The organism is Vibrio bivalvicida, from assembly GCF_001399455.2.
GTDB classification, from domain to species: domain Bacteria; phylum Pseudomonadota; class Gammaproteobacteria; order Enterobacterales; family Vibrionaceae; genus Vibrio; species Vibrio bivalvicida.
Genome location: NZ_LLEI02000025.1, coordinates 36,398 through 57,454, shown reverse-complemented (window position 1 = coordinate 57,454; position 21,057 = coordinate 36,398). Strand labels below are relative to the sequence as shown.

Annotated in this window: 16 protein-coding genes; 8 read left to right on the top strand and 8 right to left on the bottom strand. The window is 37.6% G+C overall.

All coding sequences use genetic code 11. From position 1 onward, the window contains the following. The first annotated feature begins 323 nt into the window (after positions 1–323). The 4 genes from APB76_RS09765 to APB76_RS09750 are packed head-to-tail and all read left to right on the top strand — an operon-like array spanning position 324 to position 6,235. Positions 324–1,778, top strand: a complete 1,455-nt coding sequence (locus APB76_RS09765) for a site-specific integrase (RefSeq protein ID WP_157633196.1) — start codon at positions 324–326, stop codon at positions 1,776–1,778. Next, positions 1,756–3,324 (top strand): site-specific integrase, encoded by a 1,569-nt coding sequence (locus tag APB76_RS09760; protein WP_054963331.1) that lies wholly within the window; start codon positions 1,756–1,758, stop codon positions 3,322–3,324. The genes APB76_RS09765 and APB76_RS09760 overlap by 23 nt, the downstream gene beginning before the upstream one ends. Continuing rightward, entirely contained in the window at positions 3,321–5,774 is a 2,454-nt protein-coding gene (locus APB76_RS09755) for a hypothetical protein (protein ID WP_054963332.1), read from the top strand. The genes APB76_RS09760 and APB76_RS09755 overlap by 4 nt, the downstream gene beginning before the upstream one ends. A gap of 2 nt (positions 5,775–5,776) precedes the next feature. After that, entirely contained in the window at positions 5,777–6,235 is a 459-nt protein-coding gene (locus APB76_RS09750; protein WP_054963333.1) for a hypothetical protein, read from the top strand. A gap of 144 nt (positions 6,236–6,379) precedes the next feature. On the opposite strand, the gene APB76_RS09745 is transcribed toward APB76_RS09750, so the two are convergent. The 6 genes from APB76_RS09745 to APB76_RS09720 form a co-directional block, all read right to left on the bottom strand. Further along, entirely contained in the window at positions 6,380–7,363 is a 984-nt protein-coding gene (locus APB76_RS09745) for a hypothetical protein (RefSeq protein ID WP_054963334.1), read from the bottom strand. Positions 7,364–7,685: 322 nt separating this feature from the next. Then, the gene (locus APB76_RS09740; RefSeq protein WP_054963335.1) at positions 7,686–9,497 is read right to left on the bottom strand and encodes an AAA family ATPase; all 1,812 of its coding nucleotides are present in this window, start codon (positions 9,495–9,497) and stop codon (positions 7,686–7,688) included. Between the two features lie 526 nt (positions 9,498–10,023). Further along, a complete protein-coding gene (locus tag APB76_RS09735; protein WP_054963336.1) occupies positions 10,024–10,497 on the bottom strand; it encodes a hypothetical protein in 474 nt (157 codons plus the stop codon). A gap of 163 nt (positions 10,498–10,660) precedes the next feature. Continuing rightward, positions 10,661–13,183 (bottom strand): DEAD/DEAH box helicase, encoded by a 2,523-nt coding sequence (locus APB76_RS09730; RefSeq protein ID WP_054963337.1) that lies wholly within the window; start codon positions 13,181–13,183, stop codon positions 10,661–10,663. Continuing rightward, positions 13,180–14,640: a hypothetical protein gene (locus tag APB76_RS09725; RefSeq protein ID WP_054963338.1), complete on the bottom strand. Its 1,461-nt coding sequence runs from the start codon at positions 14,638–14,640 to the stop codon at positions 13,180–13,182. The genes APB76_RS09730 and APB76_RS09725 overlap by 4 nt, the downstream gene beginning before the upstream one ends. Further along, a complete protein-coding gene (locus tag APB76_RS09720; RefSeq protein WP_237767898.1) occupies positions 14,637–15,644 on the bottom strand; it encodes a ComEC/Rec2 family competence protein in 1,008 nt (335 codons plus the stop codon). Before APB76_RS09720 ends, APB76_RS09725 begins: the two co-directional genes overlap by 4 nt. A gap of 199 nt (positions 15,645–15,843) precedes the next feature. On the opposite strand from APB76_RS09720, the gene APB76_RS09715 reads away from it, so the two are divergent. Continuing rightward, a complete protein-coding gene (locus APB76_RS09715) occupies positions 15,844–16,320 on the top strand; it encodes a hypothetical protein (protein WP_054963339.1) in 477 nt (158 codons plus the stop codon). 33 nt (positions 16,321–16,353) lie between these two features. On the opposite strand, the gene APB76_RS09710 is transcribed toward APB76_RS09715, so the two are convergent. Further along, positions 16,354–16,863 (bottom strand): hypothetical protein, encoded by a 510-nt coding sequence (locus APB76_RS09710; RefSeq protein ID WP_054963340.1) that lies wholly within the window; start codon positions 16,861–16,863, stop codon positions 16,354–16,356. Positions 16,864–16,953: 90 nt separating this feature from the next. On the opposite strand from APB76_RS09710, the gene APB76_RS09705 reads away from it, so the two are divergent. The 3 genes from APB76_RS09705 to APB76_RS09695 all read left to right on the top strand — a co-directional run bounded on the left by APB76_RS09705 (position 16,954) and on the right by APB76_RS09695 (position 20,261). Then, a complete protein-coding gene (locus APB76_RS09705) occupies positions 16,954–17,160 on the top strand; it encodes a helix-turn-helix domain-containing protein (protein WP_054963341.1) in 207 nt (68 codons plus the stop codon). Between the two features lie 206 nt (positions 17,161–17,366). Continuing rightward, complete coding sequence (locus APB76_RS09700; protein WP_054963342.1) at positions 17,367–19,382, top strand: AAA family ATPase; 2,016 nt, start codon at positions 17,367–17,369, stop codon at positions 19,380–19,382. Between the two features lie 12 nt (positions 19,383–19,394). Further along, entirely contained in the window at positions 19,395–20,261 is an 867-nt protein-coding gene (locus APB76_RS09695) for an HNH endonuclease family protein (RefSeq protein ID WP_054963343.1), read from the top strand. A gap of 424 nt (positions 20,262–20,685) precedes the next feature. Here the strand turns inward: APB76_RS09695 and APB76_RS09690 are convergent, their stop codons facing one another. Beyond that, on the bottom strand, positions 20,686–21,048 hold the full coding sequence (locus APB76_RS09690; protein ID WP_054963344.1) for a hypothetical protein: 363 nt from the start codon (positions 21,046–21,048) through the stop codon (positions 20,686–20,688). Positions 21,049–21,057: the final 9 nt, after the last annotated feature.

The window sequence follows — 21,057 nt, the reverse complement described above, 5'->3', positions numbered from 1 at the left end:
CATAAGAGGACATTTTAAAATTGCTCAAACCGGACATTACTAAATTGCGCCTACACCCTCAGTGCGCATTATGTATATTATGTTAAACAACCTGCGTGGTACTATAACTTCATATTGCTCTACACCGCGTTTGAATAAAGATATTGAACATAAGTAATTTACCATAAAATACCTAATAATCAGTTAGTTATAGCAAGTATAACTAACTGATTATTAGGTCGGCCTGAAGCTTGCTCTTATTGGATTGTATCCGGATATACGTCTACTATAACTTCATATGATTCTCCCAAGAGATGCGTTGCGCTATGTACAAAGTATCGGAAGTGAGCAATGAAAAAGGTAGGCAAAAGCTTTGGGTCTTGGTTGACGACTTTACTGGTCTTCCATTGTTGCTTCCAACCTTATACGTATTATCGAGATACGCTAATAAATCAGAAACAACCAAAAACAAGACTTTGTTATCGCTTAAGTATTTTTACACTTTTTGGGAAATGAAGTTTGGAGAGTCATTTTGCTATTGGTGTAGAAGAAATAATTATCAACTAGATACTCCAATTTCTGAGCTAGTAAACTTTTTTGAGTTTGTTTGTACAAAGCAACATATAACCTCAGACTTTACCAAAGAATCACGCCTCCACTATCTCGACGCTACAACCACGAATAACAAAATCGCCAATTCAGTTCATGTAAACACCGTTATAAAGTTTCTTAAGTATTTGTGTAATGAATATGTTTCAACTGCTCACTTGGGCTTGTCCTTCACAGAGTGTGCAACTTTACAAAGATTTTATATGGCGAAAATCTCGGATTTATCATTATCTATGAAAGTCATACGTGGAGGTAATGGACGTTCAAAAGAAGTGCGGCATTCTGTTTACAAATCTATGCCAAGCATAATGAAGAAAGCTGTACTTGCTATTTCGGTACCGACTACAACGTCTTTTGCCAACCCAATGAACCCTTGGAAAAGTACGTTTATTCAGTTGAGAAACGACTTGATCCTACGTTTATATTTTAATTATGGTTTACGTAGGGCGGAATTACTTCTACTTACTGGTGATTCTTTCAAAATGTCGGCTCCAACTCCTAGTGGGAATAGGCATTATATTCTCATCATAACTAACGTTGAAGAAACTGATGATTACGTTGATCCCCGTAGTGAACATCTTGGCATAAAGACTCTTAATTCTCATCGAATTCTATCACTTGCTGAACGAGACTATTTGCACCTCAAAGGGTTTTATAAAATCTATAGAGCGAAACTATTCCAAAGCACATGTGATACTAGCTCAATAACTATCCATGATTACCTATTCACCTCCTCAAAATCCCCCTACTCTCCTATTTCTGGCTCTACGATACGAGACATATTTGATTCTGTGCAGAAGCAAATGAAAATATTTTTTCCGGTGTTTTACGACTCCTCTGAGTATGAAGTACCTCCCCGTTTATCCCCATCAGTGGCAAGGCATACGTGGGCATATGAGCTATTAGCTTACACATATGAAATGGAATATAACAAAGCCGTAGACGTGGCAGCTCATACAGGTCAGGTTTTGAATGAAAAAACCATCATGGATAATGCGGTCGATAAACTAAGGGAGCTCGGAGGTTGGTCGCCAGTAAGTAAAATGCCTATGAGATATGCAAGACGATTTTTTTCAGAAAGAGCTAATCAAAACAATCTAGATCGAATAAATCGAGATCTGATAAGTATCAATGATTATCTAGAAACACCTAAAGAAGAGGCCTCTGATGAGTTTAAACAGGACCAATGAATCTCAGCCGGCATGCTTTAGTAACGAGCAATCACTACTAATAGATAAACTAAGCCTACCAAATGAAGTTATGCTGTTTGGTTCAAGTGAATTCGACGATAAAATGATAAAGACTGCTCCAAATGTTTGGAGATTTCGGGTATCTGGTCGAAATCATACAATAAATTTCAACAAATTGCAGAATAAGCATCAGATTAGACTCATTAAATTCGTCTTATCTAAATATGCAACCAGTCATATTTCAAGTACATTGCCAAGCATTTTTTTGTCACTTTCTGGCTTGTTTAATTGGTTAAGAGCTAACGATCTAGCTTTTGATTCAAGTGTGATCATTGAACTATTAGATAGCGGCAACTATATAAAGCTAGTTAAAAATAGTCGCACGTTTTATGACATAGTTTATATGCTTCGCTGTTTAGGAGTAGAAGATTTTCCTTTAATCGGTGAATCCATTGAAGACAAATTAGCCCTTTTGCCTCGTCCGAAAGTGGACACATTCTCAATTTATCAAAATACCGACAATGTAATAGCAGATGAGTATTTGACTCTGATACTTCGCGGCTTATGGGGCCTGAGCGTTAGTATTGATAAAGGAATTCCCGTTACGGAACAAGAGCTACTTTCGGCCAGTATTTTAGGTTTGGCTTATGTGACAGGCAGCAGGCCAGTGCAGCTCGATAAGTTAAAAGTTTGTGATATTAAGGTAGACATCCAAAGTAGTCGGGACGAGAGCCGATTTAGCATCAGTATTCCTTATGCAAAGCAAGGGTCTCTCGTCGATATGATGAATCGAATGGACATTGCTCTGCCCTACGAAGTAGCAAACATTATTCTAACGTATACAAGAATGCGGGGTCTGAGACCCAATGATAAACTCTTCCCTGTATATGCTAGCTCTTCTACTTCTTACAACAGTCTCCTAAACGCTCAGATACTAAAATTCGCCCCAGTCGATTATCAGAAATTGGTTAGTGAGGGAAAGAGTGCACGAATCAAATTCACGTTAACTCAGTTTCGCCACAATGTTGGACATTCCCTAGCAATGCAAGGTTCAAGCGCTGATGATATTTCATTCATCATGGGGCATTCTTCTCGTGTTGTCGCTCGACACTACATTATGGCAACTTCCGAGTTAGCGAGAGTTAGGTTACGGGCTCTTGGTGTTAATGCAACATGGCAAAATATGCTCTACCTACTCGCTTATGGTTCCTTCTCCGACACAAAGAGTTGGCAAGGTAGAAAAGTTGCAGGAGTCGTCGGAGGGGCATTGGTTACTAATGTAGGTGGTTGTGATCGATCGTCGAGTAAATGCCCTTTTTGTGAACTTCGCTGCTGCTACTCTTGTTTATATTTCCGTCCATTCAGAGATGGGAACCATGAGAAAGTGCTAAAAGGTATTCAGAAAGAAATAGTACTTGTCGTCAAGCTTTCAGATGATATTGGAGACCCAAGAAACCCAGTTATTAGCCTGTTGACGAAAATTAAAGAAGACGTCCTAACGGTAATAAAACGTTTAGATCTTGAGCTAAATAGAGGCGCGTTATGAAAGAAAACATAGAACTCCTCGAAGATTTTATCGCAAACCAAAAGGTAAGGTGGCACTCAAAGAATAACCAAGGTTCAGGCATAATTGACTGGAATGCTGACAGTTTAAGTATTGGGCCGATGGGTGAAGCATGGCTTCGGGGACACTCTAAAGCAAGCGTCATATTCAATCGAACGGGCTCGATTAATAAACTGAAATCCAAGACGATAGAGTCACCTCTCTACAGAGACTTTTTAAGAGCCTTGTTCATGGCCGATATCTCCCTAACAAGCGAAGTATCAGCATCTAGATTGAGAGCTAATAATATCATTGCACGTCAGCTGTATTATTCTCTCGATGAAGTAACTGGACAAAGCAACCCAATATTTATTTCTCATGACGTATTTTCGCATGCGTTTGAATCTATACGCTCAGCAAAGTCCAATGATATCAATAATATATTAAATTCAGCGATTCAGTTACAGTGCATGTCCAAAACTTTGGATGGATTAAAATTTACTTTAACCAAGATTGACTGGCAGCATAATTTAGGCGGGCTTAATACCTCGGGAACCAAACGGCGAAAAATAGCCGAGAAAGCGAAGTTATCGTCAAATGGTGAATTCGACCCTTATGAAATCGAAGGTGCGAGTAAGCTAATTTCTCTAGAAACATTCCTATTTATTGTTTCTCTAATCAGGGTCGCAAAAAGTGATGGTGAGAGGATACTGTTGAACCTGCTATTACTCTTAATTGTTACTGGATTTCGTTATGAAGAAGCTTCCGCACTGGCGCTAGATTCTCTTGATAAAGTACCTCTTAAGAGCAAAGATGCTATCGAGCTAGCTAAAAAATTCGGTCTCCCTCAATATGACTTGAAGATTAACTACCTTGCGATGAAAGGTTCAACCGCAAGAGCACATTGGGTTGAACCAACATCAATTCCTTTAGTTGAGGGAATATATAAGGCCCTTATTGCCCTAACACACCCATATAGAGAGCAACTTAAAAAAAGTAGGCTATCTTCATTTAACAACTTTTTGCCTGCTAATGTAGAGCGTATTACAGGCGAATCAGTTTTGCTGGATGACTTATGTGATTCATTAATATCAACGTCAGGGAGTAGTTTCTCTAACGTAAAAAGTAACATGCGTAAAGCTTTAGCCAATATTGGATTGCACCCCAGCTACGAAGAGCGTTTAAGGCCCACTACGGTGGATTATTACTACGACAAAGCCGAAATAAACATGGCTTTAAAAAGCTATGCAGAGAAGCGTAATTTTCTTAATCAGGAAAGCTCTTTCACTAGAGTTAGGATACATGCGGGAAAATCGTTCCCAATAAAGTTCGAAGATATGTTATTCATCATGCCCGATGGTATGGGAGGATTGAGACAGAAGAGAACATTTCACACTATAATCACAGATATACCCATAAACATAATGTCCAGGTTTTTAGGTTCAAGCAATGGTACATCCATATTCGCCAAATATGATATGAGGACTAGCAATGGTGAACATGCATCTTTGACAACCCATATACCTAGGCATAACGTAAATACATTCTTAGCTATAGCTGGGATAGATGATCATTTACAAGCAGCCTTAATGGGACGTAGAGATATCACACAAAACATTCATTACCAGCACTTAGCATTAGCTCAAAAGCTCTACCCTACTTCCACAGAAAATCTTGTGTTAAACGGTGAAGCGCACATTAATTCTCAACAACTCTCCCCATCAATAGAAAGCAATGTTCATCACCTAAGTAACGAGTTGAATGAGTTATTTGGTACGGAACTCACTGAGCTTCAACTTAATAGCCCGATAGCGTATGTAAAGTCGACTGGAACAATGGTCTTTTCTCCAAGACTTTCATTAGAGGCAAACATCAAAAGAAATCTTCATACATATGGCCAACATGATGAGAATGTTAAGTTCTTATCTGATGCTCTGTCCGAAGAATTTATGCCGGATATAAATAAGGTCTACCGTGAGCTATTGCTTGAAGGCAAAACAACGGAGGCACATGACTTGCTTTCTCGACACTCTCATTTAAACGCATTGACGACAGGTACATGTACAAGAAACCTAGGACTTTGGGGGTGCCCATTCGGTGCCAAATGCTTGAGTGGGCAAGAGTGTGGCTACCACAGCTTAACAGGAAGAGCTGGAGAGTTAGAGCAGTTAGTCCGTAGCTTAGTAACAGCTAGGGCCAATCAAAAAACACTATCAGAACTGGCGCATGAGGACGAAAGCTATAAAGAGTCTCTACTCAAGATTAATTCATCTGTTTCAGGTTTAGAAAAAATGGTCGAGAAATCTTATTTAGCTCTAAGTAAGGGGACGTTAGTATCATTGATAGACAGACCCAACCGAGAACAACTTGGCGAGTACAAACAACCAGATTCATTAGCTAGTTTCTTTTCAATTGAACAACGTCGAATTGAACAACGCGACAAGGAAAGTTAACCATGCCAAATATTAAATTAAGAGGTCGCCAGCTAGACGAAGCAATCCAACTAGAAGTTGAATTAATCAGAGCTGAGGGAACTGTAAATGAAATCACTGCTGTGTTAATACATCGTCGGTTAAAGTCAAAAGGTATCATAGATGGCCAAGTAAGCACCCTCTCGACCAAGCGTAGAAAAGATATTATTGCTCAAGCTAATGCTGAGTACCTTCGTGGCTTAGGTATGTCTAACTCTGAAGAAAAAATCTTTCTTTCAAGAAATTCAAAGGCTGCCTACTTAGCTAGAATAAAAAGACAAAACAAAGAAATTCAAAGACTTAAAGATCAACTTTCTACCAATACACATACACTGATTAGCATAATTAGAATGTTAAAAGTTACCACTCCAATCCCGATCGAATCCATTCTTTCTGACTTTTTAATTGCTGAGCTCCGTAAAGCCGAAGATAATCCAGATTGATTGCCTTGTTCAACATGCAGTGACTCTTACGCAATGTTAGGACTAGAACGTATACTCTCATTCTCCCTACTCCCCATCCCCCTTTTATCGCAAGAGGCAACGCAGAGTGAAGATGCCTTTTGCGCATCACTCTTAAGCAGATTGTTAGTTATGTACTACTCGATATTCCAAAGGAATCTGAAACCAAGTGTTCAATGTATCTAGATAGTCTTTCTCATGTACATTTAGTTGATTAGGGCCAACAACAACCATCTTCTCTGGTTTATAGCTTTTAGACCAAAATGAATATTCAAGAATCTGCCCCATAGCTTGCCTGATGCAAGATTTTGCACTTTGCGCCGTTTTTATTTCATAAAACCAAAAGTTATCACCTCGTTTGACGACTAAATCGATACTTCCACCTTCTACAGGAATTTCAGTACCAACATTTTCTGCACCAAACTCTAATGCTAGTTCCTTATGTAGTTGGTACTGCATCTCATTATGCTTAAGCTCTACGTTTAATATTTTATTTTTGTAGTTTGCTGATGTTTCAGACCGTTTGAAACTACAACCTGACTTAAACCTAAACTTAAACTCTGTGTTTTTAATTAAATTCAAATTTTTCTCAGTAAACAAATACAATGGATATAATCTATCAAAAATTCGCATAATCTCCGCATAGTTAACATCAGTAGCAATTTGTTTACAACCAAGAAAGATGAAAGTACCTTCTCGAACAAGCTCTGGTGAGATTTGACAAGGCATGTGGTCATTGCTTCGCTTACCGCCTTGATAATGCCACATCCTTAAGTCAAAATAGTTTTCTACGTGTTCAGAGAGATATTCATTAAATAATGATATTTTGGGAACGAGTATATCTATACTCGGAAGCGATTGACTGCATTCTAAAGAGAAAGCTATCCCGTACCTAAGGTAATCGCCTTCAATGCCAATGTTAAACTGAAGCTCTTTACGACCACCATAGTGATAACCATAACCCTCATCCTCAAAAACAGTTCTTAGATCGAACAACTGTTTTGACGGCAAACGTGAGAAACTATTGTTGTCTTTTCTGAATTTCTGCAAGCTTCCAACAGAGTACGAACCAGCTAACGAATTAAGTTCCTGAGCAACTTCAGCTAACATACGATCTATCCTTATATTCCTAACTCCTTGTTAAGGTGTGAGGCTCGCAATACTCAAGCTTCCGCATAACACCTTAACCACTAAAGCCAACGCCTAGTAAAAATACCTCGCGTGCCGAGTCACTCTTAAACGCTTTCTTGTGTATTACGCTCATATTCATATGGAATCAACTTAAAATCAATAACTTATATCGCACAAAGGAATGCTAAGCTGCAAAATATCGCCTAGCTGAGGGAAAGGTGTGTTAGCTATATCCTGACTAACACACCTTAAGTGGATTAGAGAAAGTATCTTATAGTTTTAAGTTTTTGCTGTTATCTGCTTATTCTACTAACTCCAAAAAGTCATTAAACATCTCAGTGAACTCGAACCTTTGCTCGCCATCCTCATTATATGATTCCATTTCCCTAATTTGTTCAGCAGACATTCTAATCCAATAATCTTCTAACACGTTAGTTTTTCTCGTGCCTTTTTCCTTACCAATCATAACCTTAGCGTCACACGTATCGGTAAAGCTAAACTGGCTTCCCGCAGGTAGAGTTAAGCAATCTAAATGAATGTAGTTTTCAGGTTCCCTTTTACGGGTCGTATATGCTTTGATACCGTCAGCTCTCATTTCACTAACTTTGTCTAAATTTTGTTGCTCTTCATTTGTACCCTTATCTGAATCCAGCAGTACGCAATATGGTATGTCAAATTGTTCAGCTAATTGTAGTGTTTTCCAATGCTTCAGGTTGCCACAACCACCAATAGGCACTAGCGCAAACCTTTTTTCTTCGAAAGTATGGGGAATATAACCAGCTTCCTTCAGTTTTTCTGCGGCATGTTCAACAAAGGTTACATCACCTTTCCCTTCGAGCAAAAGCATTGCTTTAGCATATTTAGAAACAGGATCAGGCAACAAACCCAATGTGTCTGCAACCTTAGCAAACACCTCATCAGAACCCATTTCGATTGTCCTATTTTGAGCATTTCGCTCGATAAATCTGAGACTTTCTAGAGGCAATAGCCCAGCTAAAGACGGAGTGTGAGTTGTCAACATAACTTGACTATTTGGAGTGTTTGAAAGCTCCATGAAAGCTTCAATTAGCATTCGTTGATGATCAGGATGCTGTGATGTTTCAGGCTCTTCAAAAGCAAATATAATGTTACTGCCTTCGTTTATAGACCGTCTTCGTTCAGCTTCTGCACGGAAGAAATTTAAAAGTATTAATCTTCGTACCCCGCTTCCCCTCTTATTAATGGAAATGTCATTCTCAGATTTAATGGCTAGCTTAAATTGAGAATCAAACTTAGGCTCCGTTTTAAACTCTGGTATTAATTCGTCTGCTAAGTCGGGTGACATTTCATGAAGCTTTGCTAAAGTTCTATTCGCTGTTTCAATCGCTTTTTCCCTAACTTCATTTTTTATGTGTTCTATTTCATCACTCAGTTCCGCTAATGCTTGCTGGACAGCAATCTTCATTGGGTCGGTGACTTCTTTATCATCATCTTTACTTGGTCGATCAGACTGAAATAAAGCATATAAGGGAAGGTAGCTTTTAATAGAGTCGAAAACTTTTTTACTATCTTCTTTATCTACAAGTAGCTCCGTATGCGACAGGTCTAAATCTTCAATATTTTCCCTAATCGCCTGCCTTATAGATGCATTAATAGATGCATTGTATGCATCCTGTGCAACACCTATCTGGTTTGCCCTCGCTCTAAGATCTGTGCGCTTCAAAGTTAAAAGATCGCTTGCAGAAGTGACTGTGGGATGCATACAAATAATGTAAGTTTTTTCTTTTGGGTTTGCCGCTGTAGCTGAATATACCTTCTTAATTTCAAGCTTTTGATCAGAGTTTAGTAGATGTTCTTCAGCAAGTGATGTAGGAAAAGCAGAATCTATAACTAACTGTTCAGGCAGTTCACCAAAAATACAGGTTATTTCTATTAAGTTATTTTCTGCATTTATATTTAAATCATCTTTTTCGCACTTGACTATAGAGTTATTAAAGAATATTTCCAATGCTTCGAGAACTGTTGATTTACCTGCATCATTTCGTCCAATGAATGCTGTTAGGTCATTTATAGGGATAGTTACTTCTGCCCCATATCCTCGAAAATTCTTTAATTTGACAACTTCAAGTTTCATATTTTTACCCTTGATATAAATGCATAATGGCAAGTATTCAACGTTTATTTGACGAATGTTTCATACTTGTACTCTGCTTATGTTGCTAGCATTCAATGTAAAACTCAATTCATATCAACCTGTACTGTGAACAGTTAGAGAGTTTTGGCGTAAATTACAGAAAACTCCACGTCCACGGCCCAAAGTATGAATTAAATTAATTTGGTCTATCGCAATAGTAGTTAGATGTTCAGTTTTATGAGCTTAAGAAGCTTTGGGGCACAATCGTGCCAGAACAGTTTGGCCTGACAAGCAAATTTGGACATTTCTGAGCTAAGAAAGAAATGGTGCCTGTGAAGGTTCTGGATATTTTTGAGTTACGATTGTGTGAAGCTATTGCACATTTACTCCACCATTAACTGGACAAAACCAATTAGGGGCGAGTTGTCTGTTCTAGTTAAAAAAGCCGACAGACTGTCTCTAGAATACATTACTGGATTAAACTAAGCTGAGAGTTATCTCTCTGAAAGCCCGACTAGCTTTTCGTTCAGGTAAACATTTGAGTTTGGAGTAACATTGTAGATTTATAAAACGGAGCACTACTATCACAAAATACATCTTGATAATCTTGACTTGACTCAGCGACAAAGACAACTCGTAGATTTTCTATAGAACGAGCTGTTAATCGGCTTCTTAACCAACCAGAAAAGTCTTGCTCCTTTAACGCTTCGACACCGTAAAACCATACCCACACTGGGTACTGGTTTTCCTCTATCGATTTGTTAAGGTTCTCTGACAAACTAAAACTCTCTTTGTGCTCATTTAAATCAATGGTCTTAACAGAGATTCCCAAAGATTCATTAATGCGATTAATGTCCAGTATAAACTGATTAGACAGCTCCTCACGAAACACATGATGTCTATACATTTGCAGAGCCCAAACAGATCTAACAAATCTATCTAGGCCAACTTCGTAGTCGCTGAAACTAACGTCAATGTCTTCGAGCTTTTTTAAATACATTAATGACCTCTACGTCCTAATAACTATTATTCGATAACTACATTAATTTCAATTGGTGCATAAGAAAAATCTAAAAACTCTCTCTATTTATAAATCTAGGGCGCGTAGTATTGGATACCTACTATACACGTTATCGACATGTTACTGTTACTAGCAAGTGTTATTAGTTAGAAAGCCAGCTTAACTCTTTTCTAATAATACTATGCTCTGTTGTTTGAGCTCTAAGTTTCTCAATATCAACAACTAACTTCGAGTTTGCAGTCGAAAATGTAATGCAGTGTCGATACTTTTTAACGATTTCGCTTGCGGCTAACCTAGAAAAACCAAAATCTTGAAGTTCTACCTGCTTAGCATCCATTGTACCGTATTCAAGCGCTGGGGCTAAGTTACAACCCGCATAATTTTCTCCATGAATTGATTTTGTAAGTTGATAAAAATGCGAGCAACTACTTTCTAACGCAAAAGTTACTTCATCTTCGATACAAGAGATTGTCTCTATTATTTTTTGATTTAATTGAGAAGGATCATCTTTGTCAAATGGTACCCATTTATACGTTTCTGGGTCTCTAACTGACTTTCCATACTTAATCCCGTTAGAAACGATGGCAGATAAAGGAGAGCCCATGAGCCAAGAATAGACAACAATAATTAATTGTTGTAACGAGTCGTCTGTTTTACGCAATTTATATATTTCATTTATAATTTTAATATAATCTGCCACATCATCACGAGAATAAGAACGGAGAATGTTATTAGCGTCTTTAGCGTAACTAAGTGCTCTTGCATGTATATCACTGTCGAAGTTATGGTTGCTAGCAAAGGCTACCGGGTCTATACCTTCTATTCCTTTCCTTTTAATATGCTCAAGTGAAGCATCTATAATCTTACTTACCACTTTAGTATCAAAGTTAGATAGGAGGCTACCTTGCTCGCCGGTTTTTTGAAATTTCATGACTTCAGACAATATTAAGTTACTGATTTCAACTACATTTTTATCTGGGGATTTGGTTTTACCTGATAAGTAATTAATAATTTTGACATGTTTACTTAACAACGTTGAGAAACCATCGTCTATGTTAATCGCATCATTCTCTTTTGCTCGTTGCTCTACTAAATCCCAATTTTTCTCCGACTCTCCGATACAAATAATGTTTCCAGAGAGTTCATTCTTGTAACGTCCTGCCCTGCCAGCAAGATTCCAAAAATCCAGATTACATTTCTCTTTATTTTTCAAAGTTGACTTATTAAAGGGGTAAATAAAAACGTTCTGCGTTGGTAAATTTACGCCCTCAAGCAACGTAGATGTACAAAATATGTACCTTATTTTCTTTCTAGCATAAAGGTCTTCAATTCTTTTGCGAATAAAAATTGGTAATGAACCATTATGCAAAGCAATGCCGTATTTAAGATACTTAGAAAGAATAAAATCTTTGTGTATAAAGTCTGAAATGAATTCGGACTCCTTAAGTAACTCCTCGTCCTCGCTTTCTGAGATAATGCGTTCTTCTATCATGTAGTCAATGAAGTCGCCACACTTTTTCACACATTCAATCTTGCTTGAAATAAAAACCAAATTCGAATGATAAGATCTACCAATAGAAGATATTAGATCAAAACCATTCTTATAACTCCGCTCAGGTTTGAAACTGAAAATATTCTTTGTTACGTTATCAAAATATTTAAAACTATTTTTATCAAGATCACAGAAATATAAATTTTGTGTTACAGGACTTTCTTTAACTACTAGGCTTTTAGCGTGATTCTTTATGTCAAACGTTTTAAAAAACATTTCCGGATTGGAAATTACGGGGCTTGAAAAAATTATCTTTGAACTTGGAAACTTGTCTATTGTTTTTCGTATCACTTTAAAGAGAGTAATTGACCTTTTACTTCGTTTGTCTGCTAGTTTATGTGCTTCGTCTACAAATAAAACATCAACCACTTCGTCCGAGTAGCCTTGCTCGAAAAGAAAACTGTTGTATCTCTCTTGAGTGAATATCAATATATTCTTTTCTGTTTTAGAAAAGCCTGAAACTGATTTGGTTACATTTACACCATCAATACCACGTTGTCTAAGTAACTTTCTAATGTCTATTAAATATTCTTCGAGCAATGCTTTTGTTGGAAGGATAAAAACAATATTACTAGAGATTGACAACAGATCAATTGAGGTATTTTTCAAAAGAAAGGACTTACCGAGTGATGTAGGCCCGGAAAAACTAAAGTTTAAATTTTTAAGAATAGACTGATAGATTTCAAATTGAGCGTTGGTGAATATATCTTCAGTCGTGCCTATTTTTTGACTCATCTTTCTATAAGTGCTTGATAATTGGATACTTACAGGAAGGTTAAGTGAAGAATCGACGAATTTATCTTCAGCAGAAAATAATCCAAACTTGCTAAGTATAGCCTTGGTGACTAATTGGCAATTAATTTCATCATTGTATAGTTCATACAAGGATGAAATTAATTTCAAAGACAAACTTCGATGAATACTATCTTGTGAATTTGAAAGAAAGTCAGAATACTTTAAGAGTTTTTTGTATTCAGCATTGGAGAGCGGGTTTGAAGCAAAAGAGCTGAATCGGTTCTTTGACGTGGCAAGAAACAATTTTTTGTATTTTAACTCAAAATCATCACTATTCGTTATTCGGTTACAAATATAGTCAACAGCACTCACACTCATTTAAGTAATCCTTCTACAAGTTCAGTTAACTCATTACACTTGTTCGTTGGTAAAACATATAAATTTACATTTAATCGATTTTCAATTTGCTGTAATGTGGACTTGTTAATATTCTTACCAGCCTTCTCCACAAATTGTTCTATCTGTTTCTCTACCTCCAGATCTGGAGAAGCAAAAAGATACTGTAAATTTATACAGTACATTATAGATATGTTTCGAATAAAGTCATCATTTTCTCCAAACAAAACTTCGTAGAGTGCCTCACACTCTTCCTCCGAATACTTGACATCTAAAAATGCTCTTTCGGATATTAGAGATGGATTGTAAGCATAGGAATTTACTCGATGAAGAATATGTTCCAACGTAGTATCTAAATCGGTTTCCGAAGCTCCTTCTCCTCCAAAACTTGAAACCAAAAATTCGGCTCCTGCTTCGGAATCATTTAGCAAGTGAACATGGTGGTAGTGCATGTGATCTATGTAAGTAGAATATATATGAGGAGCGTTTAGCATGGACTCGACTAACCTACTGGTGAGCAACTTGTATGCTGGCTGTAGCTCCCTTTTTTGCTCTAATACTCTCAAGGCAGAAACAGTGAGCATTGATTTGTTTTCTGAGTTGTGGCCAAGGATTGTTTCAAACTCGCTGATTAGAGAACTTGCGATTGGGTTCAAATTGAAATGTGGGAAGCCTTTTTTTACAGGTATTAACACTGTTAAATCGAGATTATCACAAACAGTTATCGTGGATAGTACTTTGAAATGGTCCTTAAACTTCGTGTCTATATTAATTTTGCAACGCTGCTTATGAATTATCTTTGAGCCAAAGAAATCGTTCATAGGCTCGAAATTGACCAGTTGAAGCAACTCTCCTAAGACATCGTTGGCTTCCTCATTAGTCGTAATCACAGAGTATGCAATTGGTATATCTGAGTTAAGTTTACTTACGACTAAAGACCCCGACATTCCTACAAGCTCTTCACTTTTTTCTACCAGCTCTGCAACAACATTGCTTTCTACATTGAAGTAACATTCATCACCTTCGAGCTCAGGATTATTTAGCAATAATCGGGAAGGACAATCTGAATCAGACTTGTATCCAGTAGCAACGTATTCCCCTTTACTCTCTTCCAATGTGCCAATTTTGATAGGTGTTGTGCTTAGCTCTTCAACTTCAATGACCGCTATATCGTGTTTTGGGAAAGAGTACACCCGCAACGGAGTTAGTTTTTGATTACTTTTCTTGTACAAACTTATGGTGCTAATATCTAGCTGAACATCGCATACTCTGCAGCAATCGGGCTCTCCATCATTATAGGGTTGACAATCGTCTACCTTATTGCAAAATCCATGCTTCGAGCCTATGACATATGAGCTTTCGTCAGAAGATGATTTAAAGTGATAGCCACTAGACTCTGATAATAACGTCTTGATTTTAACGGCATTTCTTCTACTCATAGCTGTACTCTATTGACCCCCTCAGTAGGGATTGATGTTGTTACAGGGTAACCAAGGTTTATGCAAGAGCTAAAGATTGAGCTCAACAGTTCATTACTAGCGCTAAGATGAAACGTTGCACTTGGATATTGCATTAGAATTCTACTTATAGTCTTATTGTTCGGATGACCATGATTAGATTTATCTGCGCACAAGATATACTCAGTTTCCCCCAGTATTTCAATGAGTTCAGAACTAGTATTCTTCTCACTCCCATGGTGTGAAAGCTTAACAATATCAAAACGAGTATCATCAAACTGCTTTTCATGGATTGCAGAAATCAGGTCTGATGGATGGCAATCTCCAAGAAAGAGTGCTCGCTTTCCTTGAAACTCAAGAATGACTGATACACTAGAGCGATTTGTGATCGAGCGATCTTCAACGAATAAATCGTCTCCTGCTTTTATTTCATCAATGCAACTCTCGATACTTGGTTCTATTCGCTGGTGTGCCGATATTCTTTTGTTCTTTCTTTCAACTTTTTCGTTAAGTTTTGAAAGTATTGCGTGATTTGGGGTTAGAGGGGTTATTTTTAAACCACCTAATTCGATAGGGTTACTTTCAAATTGTAGTGTTCCGACTTTAACTTCACTGTCGTTGAGTAATCTGTAGAGCTGACGATCTTGACGAAATGAAATCTTTTTAATTTTTTTGTTTGGTTTTACTATCTTTGGTAGTATATCAATACTATTGAAAATAAAAGACTTTATGGAAATACCACTCTCCAATAAGTACTTAAACCCCCCTATATGATCATCATCATTATGAGTCACGATAGCTAAATCTATACTCTTCCCTTTCAAAAGAGTACTGAGCCGTTCGACCACTACTTGCCGAACTTTTAGTTTCTTAGGCCCGGAATCTATTAGAACCAAGACTTCGTCGCATGTGATCAAGATACAGTCACCATGGGAAGCATCAAGTATATCAATGAGCATAAAGTAATTAGATACATTTTTTTCCATAGTATCAGCCATTTACGAAAACGTAAATCTTTATATGTCCTCCGATTCATAATCGGTAGCCTTGGTATTCTCATCACAAATTAACCTCTTGGTATCTGAGATTCAAAAGGACGAATAATTTGATAGTCAAATTTACTAAGTGGTAAAATGAGCAACGTAGCCTACTCACTATTCTCAAACAAAAAGGCAAATTCATTCGATGAAAATCTTGTATTTTGACATCAACAGCTTGCTGTACTCTAAGAACTATATTGAGTCGGATAATGAGTTATCTGTTTTACTCGATGAATGGAGAAAGTGCTTTGGTGTCAATCTATTAGATGCAGTGCCGCCGGATATGGATGCTATAGCAAAGCTTCAACTTATTGCAACTGAAGCCGGGCTTTTGCTTTATCCAATCGATCCCCGGTATAACCGCAGGCATTTCCTCGAACGTAACCTGTTTGGAAGTGATGTTTTGGCCCCTGATGCAGATCTAAGTATTCGGCTTGGAGATGGTGATCCTATCCGTAGACTAGTCATACACGCATCAAAATTAGATGCTTATTGGTTTATATGTGGGGATATAGGCCAACATGGGATAAGCAGACATTATAAAAATCGTATCTTTACATCGGATCTCGAAACTGGGTTAACTGATACCCTACTCAATCAAATTTTAGAGGTTGTTATATAACTACCTAGAGATTCGACTGTATTATCTTGCGTGTTACGAATTACTACTGAGGAGCTCTATAGCTTTTTCACGGACTTTAAGCTTTGCAACAAGTGAGGACGCTAAGGTTCTAGCCTCTTTACACAGAGGTTTAAGCATTGGCCCCAGAATTTCTGAACGTGTCATAAGGATCTCATATTCTTTCACTTCAGTTAACGCTGAGTTTAAATCCAACTCTAATTGGCCAATCTCACGTTCAAGCTGGTTGAGGACAGATTGGTCTGGGTGCTGACGCTCAGTTATTTGAAATTTAACCAAATCAAATTTTGGTGTTTTTGTATAGATTCTCGTTCTTGGTTGCCCTTCTCCATCAATCACGCCTAAAATTTCAAGCCTCTTCAATTGACGACTAACGTAGGTTCTGGCCGTATGTTTATCTAGATATATAGCTGAGTTGGGATAGATGGCGTTTCTAACTTGGGTAACAGTAAAGGAATCACTACCAACCGAGACAAGATAGTCATAGATGTCTTTATTAACTTGATGTTTTTTTTCTTTACTCATCATATTTCAAATTTAGATTTTTGCGGATTATAGTCCGTGGATAATTTACCTTCAAGAACACATAGTCTTTGATTTTACAATCGGCATAAAATGAAAGACTTAGCATTAAAATTTGGTTTAAAAGTTCGTAAAATGCGAAAGCTTAGAGCTTTGTCTCAAGACGAGCTAGCGCTGACATCTGACATTGATAGAAGCTATGTCGGTCGTATTGAGCGCGGAGAGGTAAACATTACGCTTGATAAAGCCTATGAATTAGCAAGAGCGTTGGACTGTGATGTTAAAGAGCTGCTGCCCTAAATATAGTGAAGGGGTTGTTCTTATCATCCAAACTAGATTGTTAATTTGTCACGATATACTTCCTATTCATTCGATCTCCTACACTCTTCGTCAAAACCCTTTGTCTTCAACTTCTTTACTCTCTGGTATATGATAATCATTTAATAAACCATAATTATGGTTTCATATTCGCCAAGTAGCCCTGCTCTCCAGTTTTGAGAACCCACATGCGCATTATTGATCGTAGTAAAGTAAAAGCACCGGAATGTTGTGTTTCTTTGACAGAAACGTTGTGCTCAAATCTTCAGTACATAAAAGAAACTGACCCGTACGGACTATCTCATCCCGAAATAGCTAAAAAGACTTTGTTACAATCACGCAAGGTTGGCATTAGAGCTCAGCAAATGATTAAAAATGCTTTGTTTGAGCTTTTTGAAGGTCGCTGCGCTTACTGCGAGCAACCTGTTACCTCATCAAGAGCATATATTGAACAATTCAGGCCTAGAAGTGGTTTGACCGAAACTAAAACAGGTAAGTATTACCCACTCCATTATTCGTGGTTAGAGTTTGCTTGGGAAAACCTTTACCTTTCTTGTATGGAGTGTAGTAATGCCAAAAGAAATAATTTCCCTATTGAAGGCTCTCCCGCGCCAATATTAAGTTTTGGGCAACAGCTTAAAATTGAATCTCCTCTTCTTCTGGATCCCTGCGATACTTCGACAGATATATCAGAACACCTCATCTGTGATCGTGAGGGCTTTCTGCGACCAGCCTCGATAAAAGGTGAAGTAACAATAAAGCTTCTTAAACTAAATCGTATGAGTCTTGTTGAGCAAAGACGTATATCGATAAGACACAAGCGCATTGATAATAAAGCACCGTTTTACGGTTTTGTAGCGCAAGTTTTGGAGCAAGATATAGGAAGTACCACACTTAAAAATCCTGAATACAAAGAAGTAACATCCTCTTTCAATGCTTTCAATACAAAAATATTTGACCCTAAAATCTCAGAAATTAATCTATTTAACATAGGCCCGTTGAAAGGATTAAAAAGAATTCAGGTCAATGTTTCCGGCCAAGATAGCTGGCTAATGATTCTAGGGGACAACGGCGCTGGAAAGAGCACTATTTTAAAAGCAATTACTCTTGCACTGCTAGGTCAAGACAACACCCAAAACCTGATAGAACGACTTGATGTTAATCCGGCAGAGTTGATTAACCACGATAGTCGTTTCGGGTTCGTCAGATTAAGATTTGAAGACCAATTCCCTGAGATAACACTTAAAATTGGAAAGGATGGCTCTTTAGAGTTTTCAAACGCGGATGGTTTCCCAATTATACTGAATGCTTATGGAAGTACGAGGCTGGCACCTACAAAAGCTAACCCTTCTAATAAACGTGAAGAAGCTTTCTTTGTCGATAACCTCTTTAATCATTTCGAACCACTTTCCAATGCTCAGCTTGTCTTAAATCAACTTAGCGATAATGAGAGGTTTTATGCTGCTAACTGCCTTTCAAGTTTATTCGATTTGAACAGCTCGTTGAGCTTGTCTGCAACAGATTCAGAAAACAACGTTGTTTTCAAGTTTGCTAATTTAGAAGTACCCTATAACCAACTCAGCGATGGATTTAAATCTATAATCACTCTTTTTTTAGACATCCTCGTAACATCCAGAAGGTTTGGTTTTGAAAACGCAGAACAATTCAACGGCATAATTTTAATTGACGAATTGGGGATTCATCTTCACCCCAAATGGCGTATCAGGATCGTTACCGAGTTAAGAGCCATTTTCCCTAAAGCTCAGTTCATATGTACAACTCACGAGCCTCTTTGTTTAAGAGGATTGGATAATGATGAAATAATTGTCCTCAAGAAGGATCGTAACAAGCCCGTGACACTTATTGCGAAACTACCTGATGCCAGAGGAATGTCTTCCGAACAGCTACTTACCTCACTTCATTTTGGCCTTCATTCTACAACTGATAAAAGCTTGAATATAAAGTTTGCACGTTACTATGAACTCTTAGCCCAAGATAGTAAATCAAACGAATGTAAGTTATTACAACGTGAGTTGTCTGACATGGGAGCTTTGAGAGGACTTTTAGGAGGCACTAGAAGAGAGCAGTTGATTTACAGGGCCATCGATAAAATGATCGCTGAAAATGAAAATGAAGATATTGAAAAAATGATTGATTCAGCCACTTTAGCTGATGAACTTTCGTCTTTATGGAAAATTTCTTAGTTAGGCTTTCGTATGCGTTATGTTGATCGTTCTCAAGTAAAAAGGCCTTCTTGCTTAGATTTTAATGACAGTTCTAGCAAGGCACGCCAAGAGTTAAGTCGTAATGTAAATGCCAAAAAGCGTTCATTTAAATGCTACAAAGATAATAGTGTAAAGCTCGCTTTAGAAAGACTATTTCATGGTAAGTGCGCTTACTGTGAAAGTAAGTATGATAGTCATCAACCTATGGATATAGAGCATTACCGGCCTAAAAACTCTAAGAAATATTGGTGGTTAGCCGCTGTATGGGAAAACCTTCTACCAAGTTGTATTGACTGCAACAGGGTTAGAGGCCACAAACAGTTTGATGCAAAGACAAGAAAAATTATTGGGCTGGATAACTCAGGTAAAGGTGAGTGTTTCCCCCTCTTCGGTACAATGGCGAGCCCCCCTAAAAATCTTAATGCTAAAGTTAGTAATGCCTCTATGAACATGTCAATTGCTTTAGAGAGTCCAGTATTACTTAACCCTACATTAGATAATGTAGAAGATTGGCTTTCTTACACAGACGAGGCTGCTCTACTTCCTTCAGAAGAGGCAATGAGAGATCCATCGATACTAAAGCGGGTTAACAAAAGTATAAGCACACTCGGCTTAAATCGAATGGGACTGGTTTCAAGTAGAAATGTAGTGCTATTGAATCTAGAGTCTTTGATATACATGGTGAAAAAGATTGTCCCGCTCCTTAAAGATGACTTAAGCGAGCACCATAAGGCACTACTTCATGAGCTGTTAGTCTATATTTTCAGACACATAAAAACATTTGAAGATGAGAGGCATCCCTATTCTTTGATGTGTAAGCAGGTCATAAGGAAAAAGCTTGGGCCGATCATTCGATAACTACTCACCGAACTCTTAACTCCAAATAAATGTGGTTCGTAACTTTTTGGAGCGAATTTAACTAGGTATCAACTTCATGAAGTACCAATCAGTTCCATTGATAATAATTTTATGATAAATAGATACTTAGCTCGACCAAAGGTCTATGAAGTTTAGGTTACTACAAAGAAGTTAAATTAGATGTGCGTGTACTCGAAATCTGGCCTGTTTGTTGCTGTTAGTCCTCTACTTTGCGCTAATTCATTGAACATAATGGATTTACCATAAAATACCTAATAGACAGTATTTATAATCTATCGATTCTAATACTGTCTATTAGCGAGCTTGTACCAGAGTGCTGCTGTTATGTGTGGCAGTTGCTAAGAACCCGTAATCGTTCGCAACCTTATTGGTCGTTAGTTGTAAAAGCCAGATGGATTCTGAGCTAAATTCTAAATGTAACTCCTGTTATTTGGCTCTCTTCTAAGTCGGACAATTTAATTTCTAGGTTATCGAGTTGTTCACCCAGTATTTGCCAATTATTTTCACTCTCAATGATTTTTACAGATTTATTTTCTGTAGAAATTTGCCAGTTATTTGATGGTTTATTCAGCGTTATTTTTTCTTCGGATTTTAGTGCTGAGAATTGGTCATTTTTAACACTAAAAGTACATTTTGGTTTCAACTCACACTCTATTTCTTGCGCGTTTGTAAATGTGACTGTACGCCAAGTAAACGCTGCAATAAGTAGGGTTAACATGATGATTATTTGAACAAAACGGCCTCGTGTGAGTTTCTGTGCTGCCATTATGTGGGG

Bases quoted from the DNA above. Each gene is read 5' to 3' on its own strand.
- APB76_RS09760 (WP_054963331.1), top strand. From the start codon at position 1,756: ATGAGTTTAAACAGGACCAATGAATCTCAGCCGGCATGCTTTAGTAAC.
- APB76_RS09755 (WP_054963332.1), top strand. From the start codon at position 3,321: ATGAAAGAAAACATAGAACTCCTCGAAGATTTTATCGCAAACCAAAAG.
- APB76_RS09750 (WP_054963333.1), top strand. From the start codon at position 5,777: ATGCCAAATATTAAATTAAGAGGTCGCCAGCTAGACGAAGCAATCCAA.
- APB76_RS09745 (WP_054963334.1), bottom strand. From the start codon at position 7,363: ATGTTAGCTGAAGTTGCTCAGGAACTTAATTCGTTAGCTGGTTCGTAC.
- APB76_RS09740 (WP_054963335.1), bottom strand. From the start codon at position 9,497: ATGAAACTTGAAGTTGTCAAATTAAAGAATTTTCGAGGATATGGGGCA.
- APB76_RS09735 (WP_054963336.1), bottom strand. From the start codon at position 10,497: ATGTATTTAAAAAAGCTCGAAGACATTGACGTTAGTTTCAGCGACTAC.
- APB76_RS09730 (WP_054963337.1), bottom strand. From the start codon at position 13,183: ATGAGTGTGAGTGCTGTTGACTATATTTGTAACCGAATAACGAATAGT.
- APB76_RS09725 (WP_054963338.1), bottom strand. From the start codon at position 14,640: ATGAGTAGAAGAAATGCCGTTAAAATCAAGACGTTATTATCAGAGTCT.
- APB76_RS09720 (WP_237767898.1), bottom strand. From the start codon at position 15,644: ATGGAAAAAAATGTATCTAATTACTTTATGCTCATTGATATACTTGAT.
- APB76_RS09715 (WP_054963339.1), top strand. From the start codon at position 15,844: ATGAAAATCTTGTATTTTGACATCAACAGCTTGCTGTACTCTAAGAAC.
- APB76_RS09710 (WP_054963340.1), bottom strand. From the start codon at position 16,863: ATGAGTAAAGAAAAAAAACATCAAGTTAATAAAGACATCTATGACTAT.
- APB76_RS09705 (WP_054963341.1), top strand. From the start codon at position 16,954: ATGAAAGACTTAGCATTAAAATTTGGTTTAAAAGTTCGTAAAATGCGA.
- APB76_RS09700 (WP_054963342.1), top strand. From the start codon at position 17,367: ATGCGCATTATTGATCGTAGTAAAGTAAAAGCACCGGAATGTTGTGTT.
- APB76_RS09695 (WP_054963343.1), top strand. From the start codon at position 19,395: ATGCGTTATGTTGATCGTTCTCAAGTAAAAAGGCCTTCTTGCTTAGAT.
- APB76_RS09690 (WP_054963344.1), bottom strand. From the start codon at position 21,048: ATGGCAGCACAGAAACTCACACGAGGCCGTTTTGTTCAAATAATCATC.